Genomic DNA, 14635 nt, shown 5'->3' on the forward strand with positions numbered 1-14635 from the left:
AATGGCGACCCAGACCGACGCGTACCGGGCGGCGCCCGCGCGCGCCACCTCCCGGCGCAGGCAGAAGAAGAACCAGCTCGGCGCCTTCGGCGCACTCTCCCACATAGCCCTGATCGTGTGGGCCATCCTGGTCATCGGCCCGATCCTGTGGACCTTCCTGGCCTCCTTCAAGACCAACCCCGAGATCATGGGCGACGCGCCGCTCGCCATGCCCCAGGACTTCAGCTGGGCCTCATGGGGACGTGCCTGGGAGAAGGCGCACATCGGGCGGTACATGCTGAACACGGTCCTGGTGGTCGGCGTCAGCACGTTCTTCACGATGCTGTTCGGCTCGATGGCCGCGTACGTGATCGCCCGCTTCCGGTTCCCCGGCAACCGGATCGTCTACTACCTGTTCGTCTCCGGCCTGGCGTTCCCTGTCTTCCTGGCGCTGGTCCCGCTGTTCTTCGTGGTCCGCAACCTCGGCCTGATCGACACCCACCTCGGCGTGATCCTGGTCTACATCGCCTACTCGCTGCCGTTCACGGTGTTCTTCCTGACCGCGTTCTTCAAGACGCTGCCGAACTCGGTGGCCGAGGCCGCGATGATGGACGGTTCCTCGCACACCCGGACGTTCTTCCAGATCATGGTGCCGATGGCCAAGCCGGGCCTGATCAGCATCACGATCTTCAACATCCTCGGCCAGTGGAACCAGTACCTCCTGCCCATCGTGCTGCTCTCGGGCAGCGTCGAGGACAAGTGGCTGATCACCCAGGGCATCGCGAACATCAACACCAACGCCGGCTACGAGGCGGACTGGCCCGGTCTGTTCGCCGCGCTCACCATGGCGATCCTGCCGATGATGATCGTGTACATCATCTTCCAGCGGCAGATCCAGTCGGGCCTCACGGCCGGCGCGGTCAAGTGACCCTTCCGGTCCGAGGGTTCTGAGCGGCCCGTTTCACCATCTGTAGGACATTTCACTCTGATTTTTCCTACAGATGGTGGAAGATCTCCGTCAACGGCGTCTGTAGCGTCCTCCGCTGAACCCCGGCCCCCAGACGGAGGGTTATGCCGTGACGTCGTCGGTCCATCATGCCAAGAGCCGCCGGAAGATCTCCGTAAAGAGACGGCTCGCGCTCCTCTTCGCCGCGATCGTGCTCGGGCCCGCGGGGCTCGTGACCGCCCAGGCCCCGGCCTCGGCCGCGCCGCCGCCCGCGCCCCCGAACCCCTGGCAGGCCGACAACTGGCCGCAGCGCCAGCCCTGGCAGGAACAGGAGCCGTCGGCGCTGTTCAAGGGCAAGCCGGGCGGGCCCGCCGCGATCGACCCGCAGAACTGGAAGAACCCCGACCACATGACGTGGGCCGACTACAAGCCGGTCCCAGGAACGAAGTGGGCGAACCCCGCCGCCAAGGGCTCCAAGCGGACGTTCAAGGGCGCGCTCGTCCTTCTGGACTACCCGAACCAGTCCTTCGTCGTCACCCGGCCGGCGCGCTCGACGGTCTTCGGCAACCCCAGCGTGGAGGCGCACGACGTCCCCCGCGAGCAGGTGGCCGAGTTCTACAAGGACTTCCTCAACACCCCGAACACCCTGAACCGCGGGCACACCATCCACGAGTACTGGATGGAGGACTCGGGTGGCCGGTACGGCGTCGACCTCACCGCGTTCGGCCCGTACCGGATGCCCGGCAAGTCGCACGAGTACGCGATGGAGTTCCAGGCGGGCACCGGGTGCCCGGCCGGGGACACCTGCAACCGCAACATCCGCACCGACGGCCGCGCCGCGTGGGTCGCCGACGTCGGCGCGGACACGGCCGCCGGGTTCGACTTCGTCTTCTTCCTGAGCGCGGGCCAGGACGAGTCCTCCACCTGGCAGGAGTTCGGGTCGATGAAGTTCCCCACCAAGGAGGACGTCACCGACGAGTTCGGCCCGCCGGACCCGAGCCTGCCCAACTGGGCCAGGACCCGGTACGTCGAGTGGACCTCCTGGGCCTCGGGCTCCACCATCTGGCCCAACGCCGGCGGCGGCTCCTCCACCCAGGCCGAGAGCTCCGGCATGAGCGTGTACGCCCACGAGTTCAGCCACATCCTCGGCATCGGCGACAACTACAACAACCCGTTCGGCGTGCCGCCGCGCCGTGACTACTCCGGCCCCTGGGAGATGCTCAGCCGCGGCACCTTCAACGGCCCCGGCGGTCCGCACAGCCGCTGGGTGATCCCGCCCACCGGCGGCTCGGCCATGGGCGCCCAGCACATGCTCCGCAACAAGCTCAAGCTGGAGATGGTGGACGAGCGGAACGTCCTGCGCCTGTCGCGCGAGGCGCTCGCCCAGTCGGGCCTGGTCGTCGCGCGGGTGACGGCCCGCGAGGCGCGACCGGGCGACACCGGCCTGTCCGGCGTGAACATCACCCTCGACAAGGACCGCGCCCCGGCGTGCGACGCCGCCACCGACCCGTACTGCGACGGCGGCGGCTACGACAACTACACGGTCGAGGTCGTGGACCGGATCGGCGCCGACTCCTTCACGCCCGACTCCGGCGTGCTGCTGGCCAAGACCAAGAACGAGGACGACGCGCCGTTCGAATGGGTCGTGGACGCCAACCCCCAGCACATCGGCATGACCGACTACGTGCTGCCCGACGGGACCAAGGTGCCCATCACGATCGGCGACTACCGCCAGCTGTCCGACGCGCTGTTCCACGCGGGCGCCGACTCCGGCAGCGAGTACGAGTACACCGACGAGGGCAACCGCCTGCGGTTCTACGTCATCGACAAGCACCGCGACCGGCAGGGCCTGCTGTCCTACACCGTGGCGGTCCGCTCCCTGGACGGCGCGGGGCCGCAGAAGCGCGGCGTGCGCGTGCTGCCGAGCGCCGCGGTCACCAAGGGCACGGAGTGGGTGGCCTGCGAGCTGCCGCTCACCAACACGGGCAAGGCCGCGGCGCCACGCGGGCAGCACCCCGAGGACGTCTCCGCCTACCTGAAGTCCGACGTCTACCGGCTGTCGGCGACCGTGGACGGCAAGGGCTGGACGGCCTGGCTGCCCAACAAGCTGACCGCCGTCGACTTCGGCGGGACCGCCTCCGTGGTGGTCTACGCGCAGCGGACGCCGGGCGGCAACCACCTCGCCAAGGTGAACCTCACCGCCACCTCGGAGAGTGACCCGTCCAAGACCTCCACCGCCTCGTGCCGGCTGGTGAGCCTCTGACGCACACGTGGCCGGGCAAGGGGGCCGCACCCCCCCTTGCCCGACCCCTGAACACGAGCGGCGAGCCTTTCCCGTCCGCCACTCCGAGGTGATGATGGGACCGTTCTGGATCTTTCGCTCACAGACCGCGCCCGCCGGCCCCGGCGGGCGCGGGCGCGCGTTCAGGAGGCCGACGTGGCGTACATCGAGTTGGGTAACGAGTCCCCGGGCGTCGGCGGGCTCATGGAGTACCGGCCCGAGACCGGCAGGACGCTGAGCCGGCTGGCCGAGACACTGCTCAGGGACGAGGAGACGATCTCCCATCCGGACAACACCCTCACCCGCGGCGAGCGCGAGCTCATCGCCACCTACGTGTCCTCGCTGAACGCCTGCAAGTTCTGTTCCACCTCGCACGCCGCCTTCGCCGCCGCCCAGCTCCCCGGGGGCGCGCAGACGGTCGCCGACACCTGCGGCGACCTCGGCAGCGCCCCGGTGTCGGACAAGCTCAAGGCCCTGCTGCGCATCGCCGGAGCCGTCCAGCAGGGCGGCAAGGCCGTGACCGCGGAGGACGTCGCCGCCGCCCGCGCGACCGGCGCCACCGACCTGGAGATCCACGACACCGTCCTCATCGCCGCCGCGTTCTGCATGTACAACCGCTACGTGGACGGCCTCGGCACCTGGGCCCCCGACGACCCCGCCGGGTACGAGCAGGCCGCCCAGCGGATCGTCGCCGAGGGCTACATGAGCCGCTACGCCGAGACCGCCGGCGCCTGACCTCCGGGCCCCGCCTCCGGCCGGAGGTCTCCGGCCGGAGGCATCCCACCCCGTCGAACTCCGCCGGACGGCGGGGTGGACGAAAATGTCACCGGCCCGTGCGAGACTGGCCGCATGGACAGGCTGGACGACGCGGCGATCATCACCCGGCTGGCCGAGACGCCCGACTGGCGGCGCGAGGGCGACGAGATCCGGCGCACGATCACGGCGCCCGACTTCCGCACCGCCATCGCCATCGTCAACGACGTGGCCGAGCAGGCGGAGCACCTGAACCACCACCCCGACATCGACATCCGCTGGCGGCGGCTGCATCTCGTGCTCACCACCCATGACGCCGGGGGCCTGACCGAGACGGACTTCAAGCTCGCCGCGCGCATCGACGCCATCGCCGCCGACCACGGCGCCTGACCCGCGAGGGGTCACGGCGGCCGGGCGCGCCGTCAGGGACTCAGGCGGGGCCGCCGGGGGATACGCCGGGGGAGCCGTCAGGGGACACGGTCTCGGTGCGATACGGGCGAAGGCCGCGACGGGTGTAGTTGGGCAGCGCGTTCGGGTGGTCCTTGGTGGAGGTGTGCAGCCAGACCCGCCGCACCGCGCCGGCCTCCAGCGGCTCCGTCCGCCACGCCTGGGCGATGGCCAGCGTCAGGGCGTACCCGCCGAGGCCCTTGCCCACGAACTCGGGCAGCAGGCCGAACGTCGTGATCTCCACGTCGCCCCCGGGGTGCGGCTCGATGTCCGTGATGCCGGCGACCCGCGCGCCTTCCATGATCAGCCAGTACTGCCGCCAGGGGTGCGACAGCCACTCCGCCCATTCCGGCGGGGTCCTGGACGCGCTGCGCCAGCCGTGGGGGGCGCCGATGCGCGCCAGCACGTCGGGGATCAGGGGCGAGTCGGCCGCCACGCGTTCGAGCCGCAGCCCTGCCACGGGAGGCGAGGGGCGCAGGTCATCCAGGCTGGTCATTTCCAGATAAGTAATGACTTCTTCCACACCGTGCAGGTTATTCGCCACCGGCCGGGTGGAGGGGGATGTGCCGGCCGCGTGAGGGGTGGGCCGGGCATCGGCTGGGGAACGGGCCCGGACGCGGCCAGCGGGGTAGGGCGGGCCGGAGCCTAGGTCCGCGCGCGCCCGTCGGACCCGGGCGGCGTGAGCGACAGTTCGAGCTGCTCCTTGGCCACGTTCACGGCCGCCTCCAGGTACGAGAGCGTCGCCTGGGCGACCGTGGCCCGCTCATGGGGGGAGAGCTGGCGGCCGGGGGCCAGCGCGCGGTGCAGGGTGTCGGCCAGGAGCTGGGCCGTCCTCTCCTCCGGCAGGCGGTGGTCGGCGGGCATGTGCGGCGGAGCGAGGAAGAACCCGTACAGCGTGGCGCCGATGACGTTGGCCTGCTCGGCCAGGGACAGGTCCGTGCGGACCGCCTGCTGCCCGCGCAGCATGCGCAGGTACGCCTCGGCCAGCGCGCGCATGCCCTCGGCGACCCGCGTCTCGGGCCTCTGGTGGATCAGCTTGCCGAGGACGTTCACGTCACCGAGCAGCACCGCCTTCACGAGAGGCCGCCGGGCCAGGCCGAGCGCCAGGTGGTGGAAGAGCTCACGGACGCTCACGCCCCCGGGCCGCCGGGCGAGCCCGTCGCGGACCTGCTCCAGCAGCCGGACCCGGTCCCGGCGCAGGAGCGCGGTGAACAGCTCCTCGCGCGACTTCCAGTGCAGATAGATCGTCCCCTTGGCCACGCCCGCCGAGCGTGCCACGTCGTCGATCGTGGTCTTGTCGTAACCCCAGCGCAGGAGCAGCTCACCGGCGGTGTCCAAGATCCGGTGGGCTCTCTCCTGGCGCGTGCGCGCGTCCTGTCTGCGCACGCGGGTTTCCATGTCGGGAGTCGTCATGACCTCTCTCGTTCCGCTCGTGACCTGGGCGTCGGGCCCGGTCATGTGGACGTGCTGGACACGAGCGCCCGGCGGAAGGAGGTCCCTGACGGGATTCGCCCCTGGACGCACGTGTCTTATTCGTCCGGAGAGGGGGTTGTGATTGCCGCTGACGAAAAAAGTTCACGGATACTCTGTGCCACTCGCGTCCACACGGCGTGACGGCCCGCGCCCACGGCGTCAGGGACACGCGGGTGGGCCGGCCGGGGTCAGGTGAAGAGGTCGGGCGGGGGGACGGGGGCGAGAACGGCGTCGCCGTCCTTGATGGGCGGGGCGCCGGCGACGAACTTCACCAGGTCGTCCTCGGCGACGCACCGGGCCTGGGTGAGCCCTCCCGCGGCGCGCCGCGTCAGCGAGGCGAGGGGCAGGGGAGCGGGGGAGGCGGCGACGATCAGGTTGCCGAACCTGCGCCCCCGCAGGACGCCGGGCTCGGCGAGCAGCGCGACGTGGCGGAACGTGCCCCGGACGGTCGCGACGACGCGGCGCGCGAACGCCAGCCCCTTGCCGTCGGCGAGGTTCACCAGCAGGACGCCCGAGTCCTTCAGCACGCGCGCGACGTCGCCCATGTACTCGGCCGTCGCCAGGTCCAGCGGCATGGTCGCCCCGGTGAAGGCGTCCAGCACGAACAGGTCCGCCGAGGCGTCCCGCAGCCCCGCGGCGCCGGAGCGGCCGTCGGCGACGCGCACCTTCAGCGACGGCACCGACCTCAGCCGCAGGTGGTCCCGGACCAGCCGCACCAGCGCGGCGTCCGGCTCGATCACGATGTGCCGGGAGCCCGGCCGGGTCGCGGCCACGTACCGGGGCAGCGTGCAGGCGCCCGCGCCCACGTGGACGACGTCGAGCGGCCCCTCCTCGATCACGTCGATGACGTCGGCCATCAGCCGGACGTACTCGAACTCCAGGTACGTCGGGTCGTCCAGGTCCACGTACGACTGCGGCACGCCGCCCATGCTCAGCAGCCACCCGCTCGGCCGGTCGAGGTCGCGCAGCAGCTCGACCTCGCCGGAGTCCACCGCATGGCGGCCGGAGACGGGGCTCGGCTCGGACTTGCGCTTGCCCACACGGTCTCCCACGGGTTCTGGTATATCCGGATGTGCCATGCCCGGCACCCATGGGAGAACCGTATGCGCCGCCGAGGACTGCTCGCTCTCGTCGCGCTCTGCGCGGTGCTCCTGGTCGCCGGGGTCACCGCCGTCATCGCCGACGCCCGCCGCGTCACCGGGAGCCCCGAGGCGACCGGCAGGGCCTACCTCGACGCCTGGACCACCGGGAACCCGGTCGCGATGCGCGAGCTCGTCGCCTCCCCGCCCGCGGACTTCCTGGAGGCGCACCGGCGGTTCAGCACCGACCTCCAGGTCCTGTCGGTCAAGCTGACGCCCGGGGCCGTCGTGGCCCGCGGCGCGCAGGCCGCCGACCTGCCCTTCACGGGGGTGCGGCAGATCGGGGAGCTCGGCGAGTGGAGGTTCTCCTCGGTGCTGCACCTGGCGGTCAGGAACGGCGCCTGGAAGGTCCTCTGGACGCCCGCGACGCTCCTGCCCGGCGTCGCCGCCGACGAGCGCCTGCGCCTGGCGAGGATCTCCCTGCCGGGCACCGAGCTGCTGACCCGGCAGGGCAGGCCGCTGCCGCACGACAGCGGCGCCAAGGCGTACTTCGACGGCCTGGCGCACCGGGTGGACCTGGCCGAGGAGGACCCGGCGTCGGGCTGGGCCGTCGAGGCGGTCTCCACGCGGACCGGGACGTCCCGCAGCCTGGTGGTGTTCCGCCCGCCCATGGACCGCACCCTGCGCACGACCGTGGACTGGTGGACGCAGGCCGCGGCGGCCCGCGCCCTGGACGGCCTCGCCACCCCGGCCGCGATCGTCGCGGTGCGCCCGTCCACGGGCGAGGTGCTGGCCGTGGCCGACCGCCTGCCGGGCCTCGGCGCCTTCTACACGGCCTACCCCGCGACGTTCGCCCGTCTGGTGGTCGAGCGGCTCAAGGACGGCGGGCTGCGGCGCGCGGCGGCGGGCCTCGGGTTCGGCGGCGCCCTGACGTCCGGCTTCGGCGGGGTCTGCGGCACCGTGCGCGCGGCCGGGACCGCCGGCGCGCCGGCCGTGGACGCCGCCGGCCGCGACGCGGTGACCGCCACCCCCGTCTGCATGGCGCTGATGGCGGCGGCCGTGCGGAACGGCGCCTGGCGCCCGCCGCGGCTGATGTCCGAGCGCGCGGTCGGGCGGCTGGAGACGGCGCGCCGTCCCGCGCCGCGGCGGCTGCCCGCCAAGCCGGCGGCGTGGCTGCGGCGGATGATGGCGGCGGCCGGGACCGCGGCCGGCCTGCCCCCGGGCGTGGCGGGCGCCGCGGGCACGGCTCCGGCCGAGTCGGGCGCCGGCCACGCCTGGTGCGTGGGCTACCGGGGCGATCTGGCGTTCGCGGTGTTCGTCGAGAACGGCGGCACGGGCGCGGCGAGCGCCGTCCCCGCCGCCGTACGCTTCCTGGACGCCCTCTGAGGGCTCAGCCGGTCTCGGCCTCCCGCGAGAGGCGGCGCTCGGCCAGCTCGGCGTACAGGGCCGCGCCGTCGGCGAGCACGGCGTCGTCGAACGCCGCCTCGGGGGCGTGGTTGTAGGCGGCGCGTGCCGGGTCGATCCCGGTGGGGCAGGCGCCGAGGGCGACGAACGCCGACGGCACCTGGTCGCAGACGAACGAGAAGTCCTCCGCGCCGGTGAAGGGCTGCGGGGCCGTGACGTAGCGGTGCTCGTCGAAGACCTCGCGCACGGTGTCGCCGACGAAGGCCGCCTCGCCCCGGTCGTTGACGGTCACCGGGTAGCTGACGTCGTAGTGGGCGTCCACGGTGAGGCCGTGCGCGGCGCCGATGCCGTGCAGCAGCGTCAGGATGCGCTCCTGGACGCGGGTGTGCGCCTCGGCGGAGAACGAGCGCACCGTCGCCTCGAACCTGGCCTCCTCGGGGATGATGTTGTCGGCCGTCCCGGCGTGGAAGCTGCCCACCGTGACGACCACGGGGTCGAAGACGTCGAAGCCGCGGGTCACCATCGTCTGCAGCGCGGTGACCATCTCGCACGCGGCCGGGATGGGGTCGCTCGCGCGGTGCGGCGTGGAGCCGTGCCCGCCCGCGCCGCGCACGGTGACGAGGAGACGGTCGGCCGCGGCCATGATGGGGCCGGCGCGGCTGACGAACGTGCCCTGCGGGATCACCGAGCTGATGACGTGCAGCGCGTAGGCGGCGACGGGACGGCGCCCGGCGGCGTCCAGCACGCCCTCGTCGATCATGATCTTGGCGCCGCCCGCGCCCTCCTCGCCCGGCTGGAACATGAACACCACGTCTCCGGCGAGGCGGTCGCGCCGGGCGGCGAGCAGGTGGGCCGCGCCGGCGAGCATCGTGGTGTGCAGGTCGTGGCCGCAGGCGTGCATGCGCCCGTGGACCTCGGAGACCACGGGGGAGCCGCCGCGCTCGGTCACCGGCAGGGCGTCCATGTCCCCGCGCAGCAGGACCGCCGGACCCGGTCGCGCGCCGCGCAGCACGGCCGTGACCGAGCTGAGGCCCTTGCCCGTGGAGACGGTGAGGGGAAGACCCGCGAGCGCGGCGAGCACCTTCTCCTGCGTCCTCGGCAGGTTCAGCCCGAGCTCCGGCTCGCGGTGCAGCGCGTGGCGCAGGCGGACCAGCTCGTCGCCGATGTCGTGGGCGGCTTCGCGAAGTGACAACGCGTCTCCTCCTCGGGTCTTGTGCCAGACATGTCCCCGCATCGCCCCCGCGGGTAAACGATCCTCAAACGATATGCCGTTACTTGACGCGCGCCGAGGTGCTTTTGACCATCCCTTGGGCTGGTTTCGCCACCTTTCCGGATAGTACGGAAACGTGGTGATGGAGGGGAACATCTCCGGATTAGCGATATCGAACGATGCGCGTCCTTCTCACCATGGCCCAAGCCTGCGGGCGCTGTGACTGTGGTTCGAGGAGGACGAGATGCGTGACATCGGCGACCACACGGTCGTGGGGACGAGGGGCCGCCTCGCCTGGTGGATGCTCGTCGTGCGCGGGATCTGCGCGGTGGTGTTCGGCGTCCTGGCCATCATCTGGCCGTTGATCACGCTGCTGACGCTGGTGGTGCTCTTCGGCGCCTTCGCGGTCATCAGCGGCGCCCTCACCCTCGGTCACGCCTTCCGCGGCGACCATCCCCGCGAGTCGCGGACGTGGATGGTCGTCTCCGGCGTGCTCAGCATCCTCGCGGGCCTCATCGCCTGGTTCTGGCCCGCCATCACGGCGCTGGCGCTGCTCCTGCTGATCGCCGTCTACGCGGTCGTCATCGGCGTGGCCGAGATCGTCGCCGCGGTCCGGCGCCGCAGGGCGGGCGACGCCGAGTGGTCGTACCTGGCGAGCGGCGTGCTGGCGGTGATCTTCGGAATCCTGCTCTTCATCTGGCCCGCCACGGGCGCGCTGGCGGTGACCTGGCTGATCGGCCTGTTCGCGATCGTGTACGGCGTCGCGCTGCTGGTGCTCGCCTACCGGATCAGGGACGTCGGCCCCCGCGGGGCCGAGGGCAGCACGGCCGCTCACGCGATGTAGCTCACGCCGAAAATCTTTCTGAATTCATCGATTACGCCGGAAACTATTCACATATTCATGAACTCCTGCGGGAATAGTGGAATCACAGCCACCTTCGACCCAGGAGAGCACATGAGCGTCCTCGAACGTCTCTCGCGGCACCTGCTCATCGACGGCTATCGGCTGGAGCTGGATCTGGAGCGCAGCGGCGGGTCCTGGATCGTGGACGGCGGCACCGGCCGCCGGTACCTCGACTTCTACACCTTCTTCGCCTCGGCCCCGCTCGGCGTGAACCCGTTCGACGACGACCCCGCGTTCCTGGCCCTGCTCGGCAGGATCGCCTCCAACAAACCGGCCAACTCCGACCTCTACAGCGTCCACCTCGCCGACTTCGCCGAGACCTTCGCCCGCGTGCTCGGCGATCCCGACCTCCCCCACCTGTTCTTCGTCGAGGGCGGCGCGCTGGCCGTCGAGAACGCGCTCAAGTGCGCCTTCGACTGGAAGAGCCGCAGGAACGAGTCCCTCGGCCGTCCCCGCGAGCTCGGCGGCAAGGTGCTGCACCTCACCCGGGCCTTCCACGGCCGCAGCGGCTACACCCTCTCCCTCACCAACACCGAACCGGTCAAGACCGACCGCTTCCCCCTCTTCGATTGGCCGCGGATCGACGTGCCCGCCGTCCACTTCGGGGACGTCGAGGCGGCCGAGCGCAGGGCGCTGGACCAGGCCGGGGCCGCCTTCGAGGCGCACCCGCACGACATCGCCTGCTTCATCGCCGAGCCGATCCAGGGCGAGGGCGGCGACAACCACATGCGCCCGGAGTTCCTCCAGGCCATGCAGCGCCTCTGCCACGAGCACGACGCCCTGTTCGTCCTGGACGAGGTGCAGACCGGCGCGGGGCTCACCGGCACGCCGTGGGCCTACCAGCAGCTCGGCCTCGCGCCCGACGTCGTGGCCTTCGCCAAGAAGGTGCAGGTCGGCGGGATCATGGCGGGCCGCAGGGTGGACGAGGTGCCCGGCAACGTCTTCCTGACGAGCGGCCGCATCAACTCCACCTGGGGAGGCGGCCTCGTCGACATGGTGCGCTCCCGGCGCATGCTGGAGATCGTCGAGCGGGACGGGCTCATCCCGCGCGCCGGGGAGCTCGGTCAGCGCCTGCTGGCCGGCCTGCGCGACCTGGAGAAGGAGTTCCCCGAGCTGGTGAGCAACGCCAGGGGCAGGGGTCTCATGTGCGCGTTCGACGTCTCCACCGGCAGGGACCGCCTGGTGGCCGCGCTGCGCGAGGACCAAGGGGTGCTCGTCCTGCCGTGCGGCGAGCGCTCGGTGCGGCTCCGCCCGGCGCTGTCGGTGCGCGAGGAGGAGATCGACCTGGGCCTCGCGGCGTTCGGGCGCGCGCTGACGGCGGCCCGGGACGCCATGGCGGTGCCGGCCTGAGGCAGCCCGCCCCGGCCCGCCTGGCATCCGTCCGGCGCCCCTCGCGTCGTCACGACGTGCGGGGCGTCAGGTGCGGGACTGTCCCGGGGTCAGGCTCCGCCACAGGCCGATGGCCGTCACCCGGGAATCGGCGCCGAGCTTCGAGTAGATGCGATTGACGTGGTTCTTCACGGTCTTCTCGCTGAGGAAGAGCCGCTGTGCGATCTCCCCGTTCGAATGTCCGGTCGCGATCAGCTCCATCACCTCGGCCTCGCGTTTGCTCAACCCTGTGTGCGCGTGCTCGTTGTACGTGGCGTCATCGACACTCATCCGGCCTCCGGTGGCGCGAACATTGTCAGATCGCCGAGCCCCCCGCGCTGGCGGTGTAGCGGTTCTGTGCGAGCATAGCCCGCCGTCCCATTCTTTGGGCCCCTGCGGCGGGAGAAAGACTACTTTTGCCGGGAGAGGGTGGGGTTGTCCAGTAAAAGCGTGATGGCCGGTCCGTTTGGACCGGCCATCTTCCGCGGGTGAGTGATGGGACTTGAACCCACGACATCCAGGACCACAACCTGGCGCTCTGCCAACTGAGCTACACCCACCATGACCGCGATCGCGTCGCGGCACAGGAAAAGTGTAGCGGGCTTCCGGGGGTTCTCGCGCCCCGGCACGGTCAAGATCCGGTGATCGCCTCCGCGACCTCGCGCGCGGTCGCGGAATCGGGGCCGGGCTGGGGGACGAAAACGGCGGCGCGGTAGTACCGCATCTCCTGCACGCTCTCGGTGATGTCGGCCAGCGCGCGGTGCCCCCCCTGCTTGGCCGGGGAGGCGAAGTAGACCCGCGGGTACCAGCGGCGGACCAGCTCCTTGACCGAGGAGACGTCCACCATGCGGTAGTGCAGGTAGGCGTCGACCGCGGGCATGTCGCGCGCGATGAAGGAGCGGTCGGTGGAGATGGAGTTGCCGCAGAGCGGCGCCTTCTTGGGCTCGGAGACGTGCCGCCGGATGTACTCCAGGATCGTCGACTCGGCCTCGGCGAGGGTGACGCCCTCGCCGAGGGCGGAGAGCAGGCCCGAGGAGGTGTGCATCTGGCGCACGACCTCCGACATCTGCTCCAGAGCCTCCCGCGGGGGCTTGATGATGACGTCCACACCCTCGTCGAGCTGATTCAACTCGCCGTCGGTCACGACGCACGCGACCTCGACGAGCGCGTCACGGCCGAGGTCGAGCCCGGTCATCTCGCAGTCGATCCAGACCAGCAGGTCACTCATAATGCTCAGCGTAGTGCCCGGTCAGGAGGCTTTGAGAGAGTCCAGTACGCGATCTATCACCGCGGTGTCCAAATTGTCCGGAATCGAGGCGTACATCAGCGTAGGTCGCCGCCCCTGCCCCTGGTCGACCAGCAGGTAGAACGCCTGCTCCTTGCGGAACTTCCAGCCGCTCTTCTTGGCCGCTTCCGTGAAGTCCATCTCCAGCCGGATCAGCCACGCCTTCTTGCCGCTCACCTCCATGGCCGTCTCCTTGACGACCTTGCGCTTGTGCGGCGGCGCGTAGAAGACCCGGTCATATGTGATCATGACCTGGCCGACCGTGTTGCGCAGGTCGTCCGGGCCCGTGTACTCGAAGATCTCCGGGAGCGGCGCGGTCGACACCTGGCCCACCCAGTCGTGGTCCTCGCCGTCGTAGTTCTTCTGGGAGGTGATCTCATAGCCGCTGGTCCACTGCGGGAACCGTTTGTCGGCCGGCCCGCTGCCGTTCCATTCCTGCCAGCTCGGCACCCGCCAGTCGTCACCCGGGTAGGTGTACGACAGCCCGGTGCGCGGGTCGGAGATCACGCCGTCCTTGGGCGTGGGCAGGACGGTGGGGAAGTCGGTGGTGCTGGGACTCGGCTCAGGCGTGGGCGTCGTCTCCAGCGGAGGCGTGATCTGCGGGTCCGAGGGCTCGATCGTCTCGCTCGGGGCAGGGGTGTTCACGGCCACCGGGGTCTCGTCGCCCCGCCGGACGAGGGTGACGCCGATCACCAGGGCCACCACCAGGAGGATCACCAGCGCGCCGCCGCCGAGCACCCACGGCAGCGTGTTCTTCTTCGCGGGAGGCGGCGGGCCGCCGAACTCCGGCGCGGAGAACTGCGCGGTCGCGCCCGGGGCCTGCCCGCCCCACTGCTGCTGCCCCGGCCCGCCGTACGGCGCTCCCGGCCGGGCGAACTGGTCAGGCTGCGCGTACGGACCCGGCTGGCCCGGCTGTCCGGGTTGTCCGTACTGGCCGGTCCCGGGAGGGGGGAACTGCCCTGTTCCTGCCCCGGGAGGGGCGTACTGAGCGGTGCCCTGCGGGCCCTGGCCGTCCCCCGGTCCCTGCTGCCCCCCGTACGGCGACCCCTGCGGCAGGAACTGCGGCCCCGTCCCGCCCTGGGGCCCCGCGCCCTGCGGTCCCTGGCCGCCCGGCGGCGGCGGTGGAGGCGCCTGGTGCGGCCCCGTCTGGGGCTGCGGGCCTCCGGGCGGGGTCTGCGGCCCTGTGCCGGGTTGCCCCTGCGGCCCCGTGCCGGATTGTCCGGGCTGTCCGTGCGGCCCCGTGCCGGGCGAGCCCTGCGGTCCCGTGCCGGGACCTGGCTGGGGTGACGCGCCGGGTCCCGACTGTGCCGCCTGGCCCGGCTGCGCCCACTGGCCGGTGGACACCGGCCCGCTCTGCCCCGGGGAACTCTCCAGCGGGTGGGTGGCATCGGTCCACTGCGTGCCATCCCACCAACGCAGTTGGGGGGTTCCGTACGGGTCGGGGTACCAGCCGGCGGGGGTCTGCGTCATGCCCGCCAGAATAGTGACAAACGGAGTTATCGCGCA

General features: G+C 71.5%; 14 protein-coding genes and 1 tRNA gene. 7 read left to right on the forward strand and 8 right to left on the reverse strand.

The genetic code is table 11. The features are described 5' to 3' along the window. Window position 1: 1 nt before the first annotated feature. The 4 genes from BJ981_RS19695 (at window position 2) to BJ981_RS19710 (ending at window position 4349) form a co-directional block, all read left to right on the forward strand. On the forward strand, window positions 2–907 hold the full coding sequence (locus BJ981_RS19695; protein WP_184612778.1) for a carbohydrate ABC transporter permease: 906 nt from the start codon (window positions 2–4) through the stop codon (window positions 905–907). Window positions 908–1055: 148 nt separating this feature from the next. Next, window positions 1056–3188 carry a M6 family metalloprotease domain-containing protein gene (locus tag BJ981_RS19700; protein ID WP_239139676.1) on the forward strand — a complete coding sequence of 711 codons (2133 nt, stop codon included), beginning with the start codon at window positions 1056–1058 and terminating at the stop codon, window positions 3186–3188. Window positions 3189–3362: 174 nt separating this feature from the next. After that, entirely contained in the window at window positions 3363–3941 is a 579-nt protein-coding gene (locus tag BJ981_RS19705; protein WP_184612779.1) for a carboxymuconolactone decarboxylase family protein, read from the forward strand. Window positions 3942–4055: 114 nt separating this feature from the next. Next, a complete protein-coding gene (locus BJ981_RS19710) occupies window positions 4056–4349 on the forward strand; it encodes a 4a-hydroxytetrahydrobiopterin dehydratase (RefSeq protein WP_184612780.1) in 294 nt (97 codons plus the stop codon). A gap of 40 nt (window positions 4350–4389) precedes the next feature. Here BJ981_RS19710 and BJ981_RS19715 read toward each other — a convergent pair whose 3' ends face one another. The 3 genes from BJ981_RS19715 to BJ981_RS19725 form a co-directional block, all read right to left on the reverse strand. Beyond that, window positions 4390–4902 (reverse strand): GNAT family N-acetyltransferase, encoded by a 513-nt coding sequence (locus BJ981_RS19715; protein WP_204070669.1) that lies wholly within the window; start codon window positions 4900–4902, stop codon window positions 4390–4392. Window positions 4903–5051: 149 nt separating this feature from the next. Beyond that, window positions 5052–5819, reverse strand: coding sequence for a TetR/AcrR family transcriptional regulator (locus BJ981_RS39240; protein ID WP_184612782.1), 768 nt, complete (start codon window positions 5817–5819; stop codon window positions 5052–5054). A 248-nt stretch (window positions 5820–6067) separates the two neighbouring features. Continuing rightward, complete coding sequence (locus BJ981_RS19725) at window positions 6068–6919, reverse strand: spermidine synthase (RefSeq protein ID WP_372437027.1); 852 nt, start codon at window positions 6917–6919, stop codon at window positions 6068–6070. A 63-nt stretch (window positions 6920–6982) separates the two neighbouring features. Here BJ981_RS19725 and BJ981_RS19730 point away from each other — a divergent pair, with 63 nt between their 5' ends. Further along, complete coding sequence (locus tag BJ981_RS19730) at window positions 6983–8344, forward strand: NTF2-like N-terminal transpeptidase domain-containing protein (RefSeq protein ID WP_184612784.1); 1362 nt, start codon at window positions 6983–6985, stop codon at window positions 8342–8344. 4 nt (window positions 8345–8348) lie between these two features. Here BJ981_RS19730 and BJ981_RS19735 read toward each other — a convergent pair whose 3' ends face one another. After that, window positions 8349–9554, reverse strand: a complete 1206-nt coding sequence (locus BJ981_RS19735) for a M20 metallopeptidase family protein (RefSeq protein ID WP_239139678.1) — start codon at window positions 9552–9554, stop codon at window positions 8349–8351. A 262-nt stretch (window positions 9555–9816) separates the two neighbouring features. On the opposite strand from BJ981_RS19735, the gene BJ981_RS19740 reads away from it, so the two are divergent. Further along, window positions 9817–10416, forward strand: coding sequence for an HdeD family acid-resistance protein (locus BJ981_RS19740; RefSeq protein WP_184612786.1), 600 nt, complete (start codon window positions 9817–9819; stop codon window positions 10414–10416). 111 nt (window positions 10417–10527) lie between these two features. Then, window positions 10528–11826 carry an L-lysine 6-transaminase gene (gene lat / locus BJ981_RS19745; protein WP_184612787.1) on the forward strand — a complete coding sequence of 433 codons (1299 nt, stop codon included), beginning with the start codon at window positions 10528–10530 and terminating at the stop codon, window positions 11824–11826. A 66-nt stretch (window positions 11827–11892) separates the two neighbouring features. On the opposite strand, the gene BJ981_RS19750 is transcribed toward lat, so the two are convergent. From BJ981_RS19750 to BJ981_RS19765, 4 genes are all read right to left on the reverse strand, one after another. Next, window positions 11893–12135 (reverse strand): helix-turn-helix domain-containing protein, encoded by a 243-nt coding sequence (locus BJ981_RS19750; RefSeq protein WP_184612788.1) that lies wholly within the window; start codon window positions 12133–12135, stop codon window positions 11893–11895. Between the two features lie 196 nt (window positions 12136–12331). Beyond that, a tRNA-His gene (locus BJ981_RS19755) sits at window positions 12332–12404 on the reverse strand. A 71-nt stretch (window positions 12405–12475) separates the two neighbouring features. Beyond that, window positions 12476–13072 carry an oligoribonuclease gene (gene orn, locus BJ981_RS19760; RefSeq protein WP_184612789.1) on the reverse strand — a complete coding sequence of 199 codons (597 nt, stop codon included), beginning with the start codon at window positions 13070–13072 and terminating at the stop codon, window positions 12476–12478. 21 nt (window positions 13073–13093) lie between these two features. Continuing rightward, a complete protein-coding gene (locus BJ981_RS19765; RefSeq protein WP_184612790.1) occupies window positions 13094–14599 on the reverse strand; it encodes a DUF2510 domain-containing protein in 1506 nt (501 codons plus the stop codon). Between the last annotated feature and the right edge of the window lie 36 nt (window positions 14600–14635).

Origin of the sequence: Sphaerisporangium krabiense, from assembly GCF_014200435.1 — a bacterium.
GTDB classification, from domain to species: domain Bacteria; phylum Actinomycetota; class Actinomycetes; order Streptosporangiales; family Streptosporangiaceae; genus Sphaerisporangium; species Sphaerisporangium krabiense.